This is a genomic window from Pseudomonas sp. H1h, from assembly GCF_000633255.1.
In the GTDB taxonomy this organism is placed as follows: domain Bacteria; phylum Pseudomonadota; class Gammaproteobacteria; order Pseudomonadales; family Pseudomonadaceae; genus Aquipseudomonas.
Genome location: NZ_AYMJ01000015.1, coordinates 406,397 through 420,285, shown reverse-complemented (window position 1 = coordinate 420,285; position 13,889 = coordinate 406,397). Strand labels below are relative to the sequence as shown.

Below are 13,889 nucleotides of genomic sequence, written 5' to 3'. Positions count from 1 at the left end.
TACGAGCCGACCACCCCCCACCTGAACACACCCAATCCAATTGTAGGAGTGAGCCTGCTCGCGATGGCGGCCTACGAGCCGACCAATCCCCACCTGAGCGCACCCACTCCAACTGTGGGAGCTGGCCTGCCAGCGAAGGCGGCCTACAAGCCGACCAATCCCTACCTGAACACACCCAATCCAACTGTGGGAGCGGGCTTGCTCGCGAAGAGGGCCTTCCAGTCACCGAATTGTTTTGGCCTGTTTAAATAGGTGTCGAATAACCAGAACCTCCCACAAGGTTGTCCGTCGGGCGTGCGATGTCTAGCCAGGTCTGTCGCTGCAAAAATCAGCGACCGGGTTTCGCGGCCCGGTAAAACCCCAGACGCACAGCGTCCACCATCCGAAAACGGGCGCTTTTTTATGCCTTTGTCATGGCAGGCGGGATACCTTCGGGCCGGGTGGCTGAAGTCCCGGTCTGCGAACCTGCGTACAGCGACCACTCTGCATTTGTGTCGCGCGTGCTCGATAAAATCGGCCCGCAAGGCTGACGCCCAACAAAAAGCCCGCTGACCTTCACCGGTTCAGCGGGCTTTTTTATTGGGCAGGAAGTTACAGGGTGCCGAACACCTTCTTCGCCAGTCCGGTCGCTGCAGCGGCCGGGTTCTTGCGGATGGTTTCTTCCTGTTTGCCGATCATTTCGAACAGGCCATTGAGCGCTTGCTCGGTGACGTAGTTTTCGACGTTGGCGCTCTTCGCATCCACTACGCCCAGGGTCGCAGCCTGGCCGGCGAAGGCGTTGTATTTCTGTGCCACGCCAACCTTGTCGGTGGCCTGTTTGACGATTGGCAGGAACTTGGCGCGGATTTGTTCGCGGCTGGATTTGTCCAGGTATTGGGTGGCCGAGTCGTTGCCGCCGCTGAGGATGCCTTTGGCGTCGGCCACTGTCATTTTCTTTACGGCGTCGACGAGGATTGGCTGGGCCTGGGTCACGGCGTTTTCTGCCGCTTTGTTCATCGCGGTTTCGAGTTCGTCGACCTGGGCGCCCATGCCGAAGGCTTTCATCTTGCCGGCGACTTTACCGAGTTTGCCTGGCAGTTCGATTTTCACGTCCGGGTTGTTGCTGAAACCGCCCGGAGTGCCGAGTTGTTTGACAGCCAGTTGCGCGCCTTGGGTCAGGGCGTCCTTGAGACCGCCGGTGGCGTCTTGTTGCGACAGGTCGCTGAGCGACAGCGCCAGCGCGTTGGCGCAGATCATCAAGCCCGCACACAGGCCGGCGAAGCGAAGGGTAGGGCGGAACATGGCAACTTCCTTGAGAGACAATTAGCGAATGGCGTCGACGCGGATTTTCAGCGGCTGCGGATCGTTGCCGTCCAGTTGCACGGCGTGGTTTTCGGTGGTGATGAACATCAGCTCGCCGTTGACTTCGATGCGCGCGCTGACCGAGTAGCGATGGCCGGGTTTGACCTGTGCCGGATCGTAGCTCAAATGAAACGGCAACGGCACTTGGCCTTTGACCGGGCCTTTCTGCTCGTCGAGCACCACGGCCGGAGCGTCGGCCAGCGATACGTCTTGCAGGCTTACGCTCAGGGTCGCGCTCGGTGGCAGGGCGATGCGTTGCAGGTAGAACACTTCGCCGTCGAGGCCGACTTTGCCGGCGGGGGTGGTCGACTGGCAGGCGCTCAATAGCGTGGCAGCGGCAAGAAGGGTGAGTTTTTTCATCTGGACCTCTGAGACATGTGCGCCGGAAGAATCCCGGCGCCGATGGAAATCTAGCGGATTTTGCTGTCAGCGTCAGTGAACAAACGTAAGGGTTTCTCCAGCCACTGCGCCATTGCCTGCATGAACCACGGGCGTTGTTCGCGTGGCGGCGGGGAAAGTTCTACGTGTCCGGGCGTTATCGAAATGCGTTGGTGGTAGCGATTTTCTATGCCACTGAGTGCATAGCGCTTGCCGGGAGTGACACTTGCCGGGTCATATTTCAGATAGAACGAAGTGGCGGTCTGTTCGTCGTGGCTGACGCGTGCCAGCTCAACTTCTGGACTGTCGGCTTCATGCAGGCTGATGGTGACCGTTTCCTCGGTCGGGACGCTTTCCGCTTCTTGAGCTTCAACATACAACAGCCCGATCGTGCTCAGGTGTACTGTCTGGCGATGAGGCACTTTGTTGACGATGACAAAGTGCTCCTGATCAAGCAGCAAGGGTTGGCGGTTGTGGAACATCCGGACAGTAATCCGGTACTTCACGCCAATATCGGTATAGGGATGGGGGAACTCGAACTTCCAGTTATCTTCGAACAGCCTTGCAAAGCGCTGTTCCTTGACGAGCGTCGATAACTTCGGATTAACCACCTCGACACTGACAATGGTTTCATTCTCACCGTCGAGGGGGATTTGAAAGGCTGCTGGCAGACTGAAGTTTAAAGTGACTGCCGAAGCGCGGTCGGGTAACAGGCTCATCTCGATATCCTTATCGTGATTATTTGAAGGAGCCTATTAATTCATGGATCAACTAACGGGGAAACCGAAGTGTCGCCCCGTTAGTTGTCGGCACGTTTCAGGCTGGCGGTGTTATGGCGGTTTCCGCGGCATCTTCACTGCGATGCAAGGCCACTTGGCGTATCGACAAGCGAATCTCTGCCGGCAACACGCGTTTGGCCGCGCCCTCGGCCAGTTCGCCAAGCAGCTCGTGGTAACTCAACTTGCCGGCTTCGTCGCGGCGCAGCACGTCGAGGTCGAGCATGGTCTGGATGAAGTGGCGGAACAGACTCTTGTCGAAGAACTCCGGCGCATTCAGGCCGTGCAGAATCGACAGGCGCTGGGCCATGACCGTACACAGGTCTTCCAGCTCTTCGGCACTGATGCTGTTTTGTCCGGCATTGAGCAGCAGCGAGACGGTCATGTAGAAACGCTGAAGGGTCTGCGCGATGCTTTTCGACAGCAGGGTCAGCAACACAAAGTGTCGCGAACTCGGTGCCGGGCGCAAGTACACGTCCTTCTCGAAGCGCAGCAGGCCTTGTTCGACGAACGCGTCCAGCCATTGATCGACCACCGCGTCGAGTTCGTCCAGGCTCCAGCGAATGAACAGCTCCGCCTGCAGGTACGGATACAGCGCACGGGTGTAGCGCAGGATCTGTTCGCGGCTCATGCGCGAGGTGCTCTGGAAGAAGCTCGCCAGCAGCGCCGGCAGGGCGAAGATGTGCAGCACGTTGTTGCGGTAGTAGGTCATCAGGACGGCGTTCTGCTCGTCCAGATACAGAATCTTGCCCAGCGCATCGTTCTGCTCGGACAGCAGGTCCATGTCCTTCACGTGCTCGATCAACGCACGGCCGTCGCCTTCCGGCAACGTTGTGTGCGGTGAGTACGGTACCTTGCGCAGCAGCGCCAGATACAGATCCAGCACCCGCGCCATGGCCCGATCGTCCAGCGCCAGGCGGGTGGTCGAGAGCAGTGCCAGCGCCACCAGGTTGACCGGGTTGATCGCCGCCGCTTCGTTCAAGTGCTGCGCGACTTTTTCGCCGAGGCGGTTGGTGGTCTCGTTGAGCCACGCCGGTTTGTACTGCGGGCCGAGTTCCTGCTGGCGCCAGTCCGGCTGTTCGCTGTCGAGGAATTCCGCCAGTTTGATCGGTTCGCCGAAGTTCACCGCGACCTGACCGAAACGCTGCTTGAGTGCGCCGATGACTTTGAAGATGTCGAAGATCGATTCTTTTTTCTTGCTCGCGCCACGCAGTTCGCCGAGGTAGGTGCGACCTTCCAGTACGCGTTCGTAACCGATGTACACCGGTACAAACACGATCGGCATCCGCGACGAACGCAGGAAGCTGCGCATCGTGATCGCCAGCATCCCGGTTTTCGGTTGCAGCATGCGCCCGGTACGCGAGCGGCCGCCTTCGACGAAGTATTCAACCGGGAAACCTTTGGTGAACAACGTGTGCAGGTATTCGTTGAATACCGAGGTGTACAGCGGGTTGCCCTTGAACGTGCGGCGCATGAAGAACGCGCCGCCACGCCGTAGCAGGCTGCCGATCACCGGCATGTTCAGATTGATGCCTGCGGCGATGTGCGGCGGGGTCAGGCCGTTGCGAAACAGCAGGTACGACAGCAGCAGGTAGTCGATGTGGCTGCGGTGGCACGGCACGTAGATCACTTCGTGACCCTGGGCGACCTTCTGCACGCCTTCGATGTGGTTGACCTTGATTCCGTCGTAGATCTTGTTCCAGAACCAGCTCAGCACCACTTCGAGGAAGCGGATCGCCGTGTAGGTGTAGTCCGAGGCGATCTCGTTGCCGTAGCGCAGGGCCTGGGCCTTGGCTTTTTCCGCAGAGATGTTTTCGCGCTCGGCTTCGTCGAGGATCGCTTGCTTGACCAGTGGCTGGTTGAGCAGGCCTTTGACCAGATTGCGCCGGTGGGAAATGTCCGGGCCGATCACCGCCGCCTTCAGGTTGCGAAAGTGCACGCGCAGGATGCGTTGGGCCATGCGCACGGTGCGCTCGTGGCCCTTGTTGTGTTCGATCAGTTCGCGCAGGTGGATCGGCGCCGAGAATTGCACGCGGGTCTTGCGCCCCAGAACGATGATGCTCAGCAGCCGGCGCAGGCGTCCGGTGACCGCCCAGCTGTCGGCGAACAACAGCTTCCACGGACTGTTTTCGCTATCCGGCGACTGGCCCCAGAACACGCTGACCGGAATGATCTGCGCGTCTTCGGCAGCGTTCTGTGTGAGAGCGCTGACCAGTCGGGTCAGGGTCGGCGGCGCACCGCGCTTGTCCTGACGGCCGAGCCAGTCTGGGTCCGGCGTCAGATAGAAGAACGCCGCCGGCTCCAACAGGTTTCCGACTGACACCGGCAGCACCGGGCGCGGCAGGCCGGCCTTGGTGCACTCGGTGTCGACCACCGCCAGATCGGTGAGCGAGGGGTTTTGCAGGACGTAGAACACCGGACGACTGCGGTCGAGGTTGAGGGTGAACGACGACTGGTTGATCGTCTCGGAGCGAACCCAGAGATACAACAGTCGGCGCAAGGTGCCAAACACAAGACGGCGGAACGGGGAACGGGTCATACGACTTCTGCGTGAGTGAATAAACCGAGCAAATGCTCGGGCGGTCGACAGTTTGCCGTATTAGTCGAAAATCGGCAAAAAAGCACTGAAGTTGACAGTTTATTTTAGATAGATAGCAGTCCTGTGAATATGTACACCTGTCATTTGTGTCAGTAGACGTCAGCTATTTTCACGCCCATACCTGCGTCCATGACGATGAGCATCACGATTTTCTGTGCAGGAGAGTGGGTGTGAAACTCAATTGGAAGGTTTTAGGGTTCAGCCTGCTGGCCGGCTTCATAACCGCGCCCGGTGCAGTGTACGCATTGACGGTTGCAATCCCTGTGATACAGACACCGATCAACGACAGTTCGGTTTATCGTCTTCCATGGTTGACGGGAACCGGGGTCCCGGGGGCAACCGTGGAGGTGGCGAAGAGTCAGACTGCCAGCCCGGTTCTGGCCACTGTGTTGGTCGACCCCAGTGGGCGCTGGGCGGTTCGCAGCCGCGTGGAGCTGCCCCTTGGAAAGTATTCGATTGTCAGTCGACAGACGCTCAATGGGGTTACGTCTGCGTGGGGATTGAACATCGCGCTCAATGTGACCGACATTCCACCCCCGCCGGTGATCGAGACGCCAACCCAAGGTAGCAATAGCTATCGCCGTCCCAGGATAGCCGGTAGCGGGATTCCCGGAGCGACGGTACAGGTAGTGCGCAGCCACTATGCCAGTCCGGTGCTGGGCAGTGCATTGGTCGATAGCAATGGGCACTGGCAGGTGTACAGCGCGGTGGAGTTGGCAGTCGGACCTTATTCATTCGTCGGTCGGCAGTCGGTCAATGGCAAATGGTCGGACTGGGGAGTCAATATCCAGATTACGTCCGTGGACACGCTGGATCCTCCTCAGATTTCAACTCCCGTGGCCAACAGCCTGAGCGAGCGTCAGCCATTGCTCTCTGGCATGGGCGTGCCGGGAGCGACGGTGCGGATTGTCAGAAGCATGACCGCCAGTCCGGTGTTGGCCAGTACGAAGGTGAATGAAAAGGGGCGGTGGGAGGTTCGCAGTGCAATAGCGCTTCCCATCGGCCCTTACTCGATCGTCAGCCAGCAGACGCTGAACGGCAACACATCGGAGTGGGGAACAAATATCCCGATTACCGTAACGGACGGAAATAACAGTGGACAACAGATGGCCGATGAACTGAATCGACTGTACTCAGCGACCACCACCACTTGCCCGGGCAATAAGGCTGCATACGATTGCAGTGGTCTGCTGGTTCGCACAGTCGACGATTCCACAGCGTTTCACGCATGGAACCCAAGCCCTTCTGCCATTGGTCTCGGGGGTGTTTCTTTCAGCTATATGAGAGTCGGTATCGGTATGGATAGCCTGCAGGGCAGTCGTACTCAGGGATTGATTCTGGAACCCGGCCAGTCGTTCACCGCAAATGGTGGTTATCCTCTGCAGGTACTGTGTGCTTTCCCCTACGATGGCGAATCTCTTCGACGATCAGCCAACGGCTGTGGGGCCAGCGGGGATTTTCCGCAGAACAGCGGACCTTGCGCCGCGCAAAATCTGAAGACGCTGGCGGCTTGGCGTACGCATTTTCAACAATATAAAAACGCCCCCGAGCGATATCGCCATCAATGCAGTTTTGCCCCTGATCAGGCCGGTTTTGCCTTGAGTCTTGCTGCCAGAGACAACCCCGGAGCAGAAAATCAGGCCTGGCGTCAGAACGAGATCGTGATCAAGACATGGCCGCAAAACACCTCCAATCTCCCGATCAAGGCATTCTTCTACTTCAGCAACGCAACCCGGGCGGTGGGGGTGGAAGGGGCGAAGAATATTCAGCGTGATTTTCTGAAAGCAACGGGAAGGCGTATTCCGGTAATGCGTATTACACCCAGTCCGACGGCAAGAGATATCGTCAGTTATTCTCAAGCTGATCAGGGGATTTGAGCCCGGGCCTTTTTTTGATAACGACGGGGATTCACCGAAAATCGGCAAAAAAGCGGCGAAGTAATCTCCTGTTGAGACTTTTTGCGCCTGTCATATACTCGGCAATCTGTCGCCGGGGCCATTTATGGACGTCGGGCGCAGGCTGACGTTCCGCAAAGGCTTTCCTGCGAAAAGCCTGTTCAATAATAAAAAAGGAGTATGAACAGATGGCAACACGTGAAACCGGCAACGTGAAGTGGTTCAACGACGCCAAGGGCTACGGCTTTATCCAGCGCGACGACGGGGTGGATGTATTCGTGCACTACCGCGCGATCCGCGGTGAGGGACATCGCTCGCTGACTGAAGGTCAGCAGGTCGAATATGCGGTGGTGACGGGGGAGAAGGGTTTGCAGGCTGAGGATGTCGTAGGCCTGTAACGCAACTCTCTAAAACGCCCCGAAACAACGGTGGGAGCGGGCTTGCTCGCGAAGGCGTCGTGTCAATCAGCACATCTGTAGCTGATACACCACCTTCGCGAGCAAGCCCGCTCCCACATTTGGGTCTGCGTTGCCTGTTGTTATGCGGTTTTCCAGGTGATCTCTTCTTCACCGTCGGCGCTGATGCGAATCCAGCGATCCGCCGTCTCCTCACCTTCTTCTTCAACCCACGTTCCCGGCGCACAACGCACTTCGACGTTCAGCGCGGCAAAGGCTGCGCGGGCGCAGGCGATGTCGTCGTCCCATGGAGTCGCATCGCTTTCCAGGTACAGGCTGTTCCATTTGCCCACGGCTTTTGGCAGCCAGGTCACCGGAATGTTGCCGGCCTTGCACTTGTAGGTCTGGCCTTTCTGTACCCAGTCGCTGCACGGGCCAAGGGCTTCGCCCAGCCAGGCGGAAATGGCCTTGTGGTCGACGTCGGCGTCTTTCAGGTAAATCTCGATGTCCGGTTGGCGCATGGATGTCCTCACTGCGGGTCTGAAAAATCCATTCGCGGATTTAGCCGGCCCCGGGCACTCGCCCGAGACCAAAAGTTATTGAAGAACGAAATAATCGTAGCGCATCGACACGGTGGTCACGAACGGCTCGGGCTGTTCGATCACGGCGGCGCGGCGTTCGGCACTGGCGCGCCAGCCGTGGGGTGTCATCGCCAACAGGTTGGCGCGATCCTCGGGCTTGTCCAGCGTCAGCTTGAATTCCAGGGTTTCACTGTGCGCCAGCGCCATGCCCTCCGGCACCAGGGCCAGGTGCTTGTCGTCGGTGTATTCGCGCACTTCGTCGTAGAGGCGTTCGCGCAGCTCCATCAGGTGACCGCTGGTAGGGCCGACTTTCATCAGGCCGCCGCCGACGCTGAGCAGACGCTTGGCTTCTTCCCAGTCCAGTGGGCTGAAAACGCTGGCCAGAAACTGGCAACTGCCGGAGGCCAATGGCACACGGGCCATGCTCGCAATCAACCACGTCAGCGCCGGATTGCGTTTGCAGGCGCGTTTGACCGCCTCTTTCGAGATATCCAGCGCGTAGCCATCGGCATCCGGCAAGGCTTCGGCGATTTGCGCGGTGTAGTAACCCTCGCCACAACCGATGTCGACCCAGCGTGCCGGCGCATAACCTGCCGCCAGCTCGGCCAGACGTTTGGCCACCGGCGCATAGTGCCCGGCGTTCAAGAAGTCGCGGCGAGCCTCGACCATCGCCTGGTTATCGCCAGGATCGCGGCTGTTCTTGTGCTGCACCGGCAACAGGTTCAGGTAGCCCTGACGCGCACGGTCAAAGCGGTGGCCGGCAGGGCAGACCACGCCGTTGTCCACGCTGTTCAGCGGTTCACTGCAGATCGGGCACGCGAGCATCAGGCGAGCAACTTGATGAGGGTCTGGTAGTAGATCTCGGTCAGTACGTCGAGATCGGCTGCCAGCACGCGCTCGTTGACCTGGTGAATGGTCGCGTTGACCGGGCCCAGTTCAACCACCTGCGTGCCCATGGTCGCGATGAAGCGGCCATCGGAAGTACCGCCACTGGTCGACGCCTTGGTCTCGCGGCCGGTGATGTCGCGGATGCTCGACGACACCGCGTCGAGCAGCGCGCCCGGCTCGGTGAGGAACGGCAGACCGGACAGCGCCCAGTCGATGTGCCAGTCCAGATCGTGTTTGTCGAGGATGTCGGCCACGCGTTTCTGCAGGCCTTCGACGGTGGATTCGGTGGAGAAGCGGAAGTTGAACACTGCCACCAGGTCGCCCGGGATCACGTTGGTCGCGCCGGTGCCGGAGTTTACGTTGGAAATCTGGAAGCTGGTTGGCGGGAAGAAATCGTTGCCGTGATCCCAATGCTCGGCGGCCAGTTCGGCCAGCGCCGGAGCGGCGAGGTGGATCGGGTTTTTCGCCAGATGCGGATAAGCGACGTGGCCCTGAATGCCGCGAACGGTGAGCTTGGCGCCGAGGGAACCGCGGCGACCGTTTTTCACCACATCACCCACCAGTGTGGTGCTCGACGGCTCGCCGACGATGCACCAGTCCAGACGTTCTTTGCGCGCCGCCAGGCGTTCAACCACAGCCTTGGTGCCGTGGTGCGCCGGGCCTTCTTCGTCGCTGGTGATCAGGAACGCGACCTTGCCCTTGTGGTTCGGGTAGTCGGTGACGAAACGCTCGGCGGCCACGGTCATCGACGCCAGGCTGCCTTTCATGTCGGCCGCGCCACGGCCGCAGAGCATGCCGTGTTCGTCGATGACTGCGTTGAACGGGTCGATCTGCCAGGCGGTCACCGGACCGGTCGGCACCACGTCGGTGTGGCCGGCGAAGCACAATACCGGGCCATCGTCATTGCCGTGAGTGGCCCAGAAATTGTCCACATCCTCGATGCGCATCGGCTCGAGGGTGAAACCGGCATCGCCCAGGCGCTGCATCATCTGCTTCTGGCAATCGGCATCGACCGGCGTCACGGACGGACGGCGGATCAGGTCGATGGCGAGTTGGAGGGTCGGCGAAAGGTCGGCGTGGGCCGTCATGGAAAACTCCGGAGATCATGAATGTGGGCGAGAGCCAATGTGGGAGCGGACTTGCTCGCGAGGGCGCGTTGGCAGTCAACATAGATGTTGAATGTTACAAAGCCTTCGCGAGCAGGCTCGCTCCCACAGGGATTGGGTTCGATCAGCAAACCGTATTGCGCCAAGCCCTGCAAAATGGCGGTTATCTTAAAGCAAAACGGCGACCATTGGCCGCCGTTTAGTGCTTCGTCGAGGAATTAGACGACAGGTGCCGGTTCAGGCTCCGCTGCCGGTTTTGGCAGTGACGACAGGAACGCCATGATCAGCGCCGCGACGTACGGCAGCGACTGCACCAGCAGCATCGCTACCCAGAAGCGCATGTCGTTGCTCGGAATGCCTTGCACCAGGTAGATCCCCAGCGCCGCGCCCCACAATAGCAGCATGATGAACAGCTCTTCCCGCGCTTCGGAAATCGCCACCCAGAAGCCGTGGTTGTCGGCGTTTTTCGGTGTGCGGAAAAACGGAATGCTACTGGTGAAGAAGCCGTACAGCACCGCTTTGGCGATGGTGTGTGACAACGCCAGGCCCGCGAGCGCCGCGCAGAACGCATCCTTGAGGTTCACGCCGACGGCGCGACGATACAGGAAGATGATCTTGCCGACCTTGAACACGAACAGCGCCAATGGCGGGATCGCGAAAATCAGCAGCGGCGGATCGACCCGTTGCGGCACGATGATCATCGCCGCCGACCACAACAGCGCGCCGACGGTGAAGAAGATGTTCATGCCGTCCGCAACCCACGGCAACCAGCCCGCGAGGAAGTGGTAACGCTGGCCACGGGTCAGCTCGGTGTCCTTGCCGCGCAGCAGGCTGCGGGTGTGGCGCTTGATGATCTGGATTGCGCCGTAGGCCCAGCGGAAACGCTGTTTCTTGAAGTCGATGAAGGTATCCGGCATCAAGCCCTTGCCGTAGCTGTCGTGGTAGTACGCCGCCGACAGGCCTTTTTCGAACACGCGCAGGCCCAGTTCGGCGTCTTCACAGATGCACCAGTCGGCCCAGCCCAGTTCTTCCAGAACCGAACGGCGGGTCATGGTCATGGTGCCGTGCTGGATGATCGCGTCGCGGTCGTTACGGGTGACCATGCCAATGTGGAAGAAGCCTTTGTACTCGGCGTAGCAGAGCTTCTTGAAGGTGCTTTCGTTCTGGTCGCGGTAATCCTGCGGCGACTGCACCACGGCGATTTTCGGGTCGGCAAAGTGCGGCACCATGTGCTTGAGCCAGTTCGGGTGCACGCAGTAGTCGGAGTCGATCACTGCGATCACTTCGGCGTCCTTGGCGGTGTGCGGAATCAGATAATTCAGCGCGCCACCCTTGAACCCGGCCAGGGGCGATACGTGGAAGAACTTGAAGCGCGGGCCCAAGGTTTCGCAGTAGTCGCGCACCGGCTCCCAGACCGCCGGGTCCTTGGTGTTGTTGTCGATGATCAGGACTTCGAAGTCCGGATAGTCGAGGTTGGCCAAGGCGTCGAGGGTCTGTTTGACCATTTCCGGCGGCTCGTTGTAGCAAGGCACGTGGATCGAGACTTTCGGTCTGTAGTCCGAGTCGCCCACCACCGGCAGGAATTCTCGCCGACGCTTGTGGGTCCACACCGCTTCGGCCAGCTCATGCGCCTCGGTCAGCAACACGATGAACACCCCGAGCGCACCGAGCGCCAGCAGGAAGCCCACCGTCAGGCTGAACCACGTGCTGTATTGCTGGCTGTAGTCGTAGCCGATCCACACCAGCACCGAACCACAGAGGAACGCGATAAAGGTCAGGAACGTGCGGCCACGCTGGCGCAGCGCCGAGCCGTCGATCATCAGCAGGGTCAGCGACAGCAGCGCCAGCACCACCGAACCGATGGCCAGCACGCGCCATTGCGGGATCGCCACTACCGGGCCTTCGAAGTTGAATTTCTGCTGGCGCGCGGCGTTGAACACGCCCCAGTAAGCGCCCACCGAACCTTCGTCACTGGCCTTCCACGGCTGGTCGAAGGCTTCGATCACGAAGTAGTTGAAGCCTTGGCGGTTAAGCTTGTTGACCAGTGTGCGCAGGTAGATTGCCTGATCTGCCGGCGACGCATCGGCGCCGCCGCGCATGCGACCGTTGCTCGGCCAGCCCACTTCGGACAGCAGCAATGGTTTTTTCGGGAACATCTTTTTCAGGTCGCGGGCGCGGTCGAAGACGAATTGCCCGGCCTTGTCGACTGGAATGAACTCCCAGTACGGCAGTACGTGCGCGGCGATCAGGTCGACGTGCCTGGCTAGTTCCGGGTGTTCTTCCCAGACGTGCCACTGCTCGGAAGTGGTCACCGGTACTTTCACCGCTGCACGCACGCGATCCAGCAATACGCTCAGTTGTTCGGCGGTGATTTCCTTGCGGAAGATCGCCTCGTTGCCGACCACCACGCGAACCACGCTGCGTGAGGTGTTGGCCAGTTCGATGGCGCGCTGGATTTCCCGCTCGTTGCGTTCCTGGTCGGGGCTGATCCAGATCCCGAGGGTCACGCGCAGACCGAATTCTTCCGCCAGTTTCGGGATGTCCTGCAGGGAACCGTCAACCGAGTAGATACGGATGTTGTCCGTCAGCTTGCTCATGATCTCCAGGTCGCGGCGCATTTCATCGTCAGTCGGATACTGATCCTTCTGTGGGAATTGTCCCTGCTGGAATGGCGAATAGGAGAAACCGGAGATCTGCTCCGGCCAGTTGGGCGCGGAGACCGGGCGGTTGATCAGCGCCCAGAAACCGGTGAACAGGGCGGCGATTGCCAGAACCACCACCAGGTTGAGTCCAAATTTACGCGATGACATAGCTATTTCGGGTTCCAAAGGCTGTGGAACGAAGGATCGGTTGGTATTGCGGCTTTCTGACTAGCAAAGGGCGCGAATCCTACACCGGCAGTTCACTGCTCGTACACCGGACAGGAAAATGCCCGACATTGGGCAGTCCAACCTGATTTAAGTTCTTTAGTAACAGCTTGTAAGAGAAAACTTTGTTGGCGACCGCTTTAATTAAAGCAGGCAGGCCGCCGTTCATAGCGTCAAAGATGCTCTTGGCCGCCGACGGCCCTATAATGCGCGCCGGTTTTTGGGGTAATGGTCATGAGTACAGAAGATCCACGGTTTGCAGGCATCGCCCGTTTGTATGGCATCGAGGGCCTTGAGCGCCTGCGTGCGGCCCATGTGGCGATTGTCGGCGTCGGTGGCGTCGGCTCCTGGGCGGCGGAAGCCATGGCCCGGTGTGGCGTGGGCGAGATTTCGCTGTTCGACCTCGACGACGTTTGCGTCAGCAACGCCAACCGGCAGTTGCATGCGCTGGACAGTACCGTCGGCAAACCCAAGGTCGAGGTGATGGCCGAGCGTCTGCGTGGGATCAACCCGGACTGCACGGTGCACGCCGTGGCTGATTTCGTCACCCGCGAGACCATGGCCGAATACATTACGCCGAACATCGATTGCGTGATCGACTGCATCGATGCGGTCAACGCCAAGGCTGCGCTGATTGCCTGGTGCAAACGGCGCAAGATCCAGATCATCACCACCGGCGGCGCCGGCGGGCAGATCGATCCGACGCTGATTCAGGTCTGCGACCTCAACCGCACGTTCAACGATCCGCTGGCCTCGAAAGTGCGTTCTACGTTGCGCCGCGATTACGGCTTTTCGCGCACAGTGACCCGTCATTACAGCGTGCCGTGCGTGTTCTCCACCGAGCAGCTGCGCTATCCGAAGCCCGATGGCAGCATCTGTTTGCAGAAGAGTTTTGTCGGTGATGGCGTGAAGCTCGACTGCGCTGGCGGATTTGGCGCGGTGATGATGGTGACGGCGACGTTCGGCATGGTCGCGGCGACCAAGGCGGTGGACAAGATTGTCGCGGGCGTCCGGCGCCCGGCGGATCGGGTCAAGCCTCAGGCTTGATGTGGCACCTCAAGGC

Annotated in this window: 12 protein-coding genes; 4 read left to right on the top strand and 8 right to left on the bottom strand. The window is 59.8% G+C overall.

The annotated features are described in order from the left end of the window. Nucleotides 1-252, top strand: a 252-nt coding sequence (locus tag U862_RS30990) for a hypothetical protein (RefSeq protein ID WP_218187650.1), incomplete at its 5' end; no start/stop codon positions are given. 339 nt (nucleotides 253-591) lie between these two features. Here U862_RS30990 and U862_RS0113640 read toward each other — a convergent pair. The 4 genes from U862_RS0113640 to plsB all read right to left on the bottom strand — a co-directional run bounded on the left by U862_RS0113640 (nucleotide 592) and on the right by plsB (nucleotide 5,034). Continuing rightward, nucleotides 592-1,281, bottom strand: coding sequence for a DUF4197 domain-containing protein (locus U862_RS0113640; protein WP_025110905.1), 690 nt, complete (start codon nucleotides 1,279-1,281; stop codon nucleotides 592-594). A 21-nt stretch (nucleotides 1,282-1,302) separates the two neighbouring features. Further along, on the bottom strand, nucleotides 1,303-1,701 hold the full coding sequence (locus tag U862_RS0113635) for a YbaY family lipoprotein (RefSeq protein ID WP_003222082.1): 399 nt from the start codon (nucleotides 1,699-1,701) through the stop codon (nucleotides 1,303-1,305). Between the two features lie 50 nt (nucleotides 1,702-1,751). Further along, entirely contained in the window at nucleotides 1,752-2,438 is a 687-nt protein-coding gene (locus U862_RS0113630; protein ID WP_025110904.1) for a hypothetical protein, read from the bottom strand. Between the two features lie 97 nt (nucleotides 2,439-2,535). Further along, the gene (gene plsB / locus U862_RS0113625; RefSeq protein WP_025110903.1) at nucleotides 2,536-5,034 is read right to left on the bottom strand and encodes a glycerol-3-phosphate 1-O-acyltransferase PlsB; all 2,499 of its coding nucleotides are present in this window, start codon (nucleotides 5,032-5,034) and stop codon (nucleotides 2,536-2,538) included. Nucleotides 5,035-5,264: 230 nt separating this feature from the next. Between plsB and U862_RS0113620 the strand changes: the two genes are divergently transcribed. Together U862_RS0113620 and U862_RS0113615 are read left to right on the top strand one after the other, a co-directional pair. Next, nucleotides 5,265-6,971, top strand: coding sequence for a carboxypeptidase regulatory-like domain-containing protein (locus U862_RS0113620; RefSeq protein WP_025110902.1), 1,707 nt, complete (start codon nucleotides 5,265-5,267; stop codon nucleotides 6,969-6,971). A gap of 206 nt (nucleotides 6,972-7,177) precedes the next feature. Continuing rightward, nucleotides 7,178-7,387 carry a cold-shock protein gene (locus tag U862_RS0113615; protein WP_003222087.1) on the top strand — a complete coding sequence of 70 codons (210 nt, stop codon included), beginning with the start codon at nucleotides 7,178-7,180 and terminating at the stop codon, nucleotides 7,385-7,387. A 140-nt stretch (nucleotides 7,388-7,527) separates the two neighbouring features. On the opposite strand, the gene U862_RS0113610 is transcribed toward U862_RS0113615, so the two are convergent. The 4 genes from U862_RS0113610 to U862_RS0113595 form a co-directional block, all read right to left on the bottom strand. Next, on the bottom strand, nucleotides 7,528-7,905 hold the full coding sequence (locus tag U862_RS0113610) for a hypothetical protein (protein WP_007964251.1): 378 nt from the start codon (nucleotides 7,903-7,905) through the stop codon (nucleotides 7,528-7,530). A 75-nt stretch (nucleotides 7,906-7,980) separates the two neighbouring features. Beyond that, nucleotides 7,981-8,790: a putative RNA methyltransferase gene (locus U862_RS0113605; RefSeq protein WP_025110901.1), complete on the bottom strand. Its 810-nt coding sequence runs from the start codon at nucleotides 8,788-8,790 to the stop codon at nucleotides 7,981-7,983. Next, complete coding sequence (gene dapE, locus U862_RS0113600; protein ID WP_025110900.1) at nucleotides 8,790-9,941, bottom strand: succinyl-diaminopimelate desuccinylase; 1,152 nt, start codon at nucleotides 9,939-9,941, stop codon at nucleotides 8,790-8,792. The genes U862_RS0113605 and dapE overlap by 1 nt, the downstream gene beginning before the upstream one ends. Nucleotides 9,942-10,177: 236 nt before the next feature. Further along, nucleotides 10,178-12,769, bottom strand: coding sequence for a glycosyltransferase (locus U862_RS0113595; protein WP_025110899.1), 2,592 nt, complete (start codon nucleotides 12,767-12,769; stop codon nucleotides 10,178-10,180). A 285-nt stretch (nucleotides 12,770-13,054) separates the two neighbouring features. Between U862_RS0113595 and tcdA the strand changes: the two genes are divergently transcribed. Next, entirely contained in the window at nucleotides 13,055-13,873 is an 819-nt protein-coding gene (tcdA, locus tag U862_RS0113590; protein ID WP_025110898.1) for a tRNA cyclic N6-threonylcarbamoyladenosine(37) synthase TcdA, read from the top strand. The last annotated feature ends 16 nt before the right edge of the window (nucleotides 13,874-13,889 follow it).

Bases quoted from the DNA above. Each gene is read 5' to 3' on its own strand.
- U862_RS0113610 (WP_007964251.1), bottom strand. From the start codon at position 7,905: ATGCGCCAACCGGACATCGAGATTTACCTGAAAGACGCCGACGTCGAC.
- dapE (WP_025110900.1), bottom strand. From the start codon at position 9,941: ATGACGGCCCACGCCGACCTTTCGCCGACCCTCCAACTCGCCATCGAC.
- U862_RS0113635 (WP_003222082.1), bottom strand. From the start codon at position 1,701: ATGAAAAAACTCACCCTTCTTGCCGCTGCCACGCTATTGAGCGCCTGC.
- plsB (WP_025110903.1), bottom strand. From the start codon at position 5,034: ATGACCCGTTCCCCGTTCCGCCGTCTTGTGTTTGGCACCTTGCGCCGA.
- tcdA (WP_025110898.1), top strand. From the start codon at position 13,055: ATGGTCATGAGTACAGAAGATCCACGGTTTGCAGGCATCGCCCGTTTG.
- U862_RS0113630 (WP_025110904.1), bottom strand. From the start codon at position 2,438: ATGAGCCTGTTACCCGACCGCGCTTCGGCAGTCACTTTAAACTTCAGT.
- U862_RS0113605 (WP_025110901.1), bottom strand. From the start codon at position 8,790: ATGCTCGCGTGCCCGATCTGCAGTGAACCGCTGAACAGCGTGGACAAC.
- U862_RS0113595 (WP_025110899.1), bottom strand. From the start codon at position 12,769: ATGTCATCGCGTAAATTTGGACTCAACCTGGTGGTGGTTCTGGCAATC.
- U862_RS0113615 (WP_003222087.1), top strand. From the start codon at position 7,178: ATGGCAACACGTGAAACCGGCAACGTGAAGTGGTTCAACGACGCCAAG.
- U862_RS0113640 (WP_025110905.1), bottom strand. From the start codon at position 1,281: ATGTTCCGCCCTACCCTTCGCTTCGCCGGCCTGTGTGCGGGCTTGATG.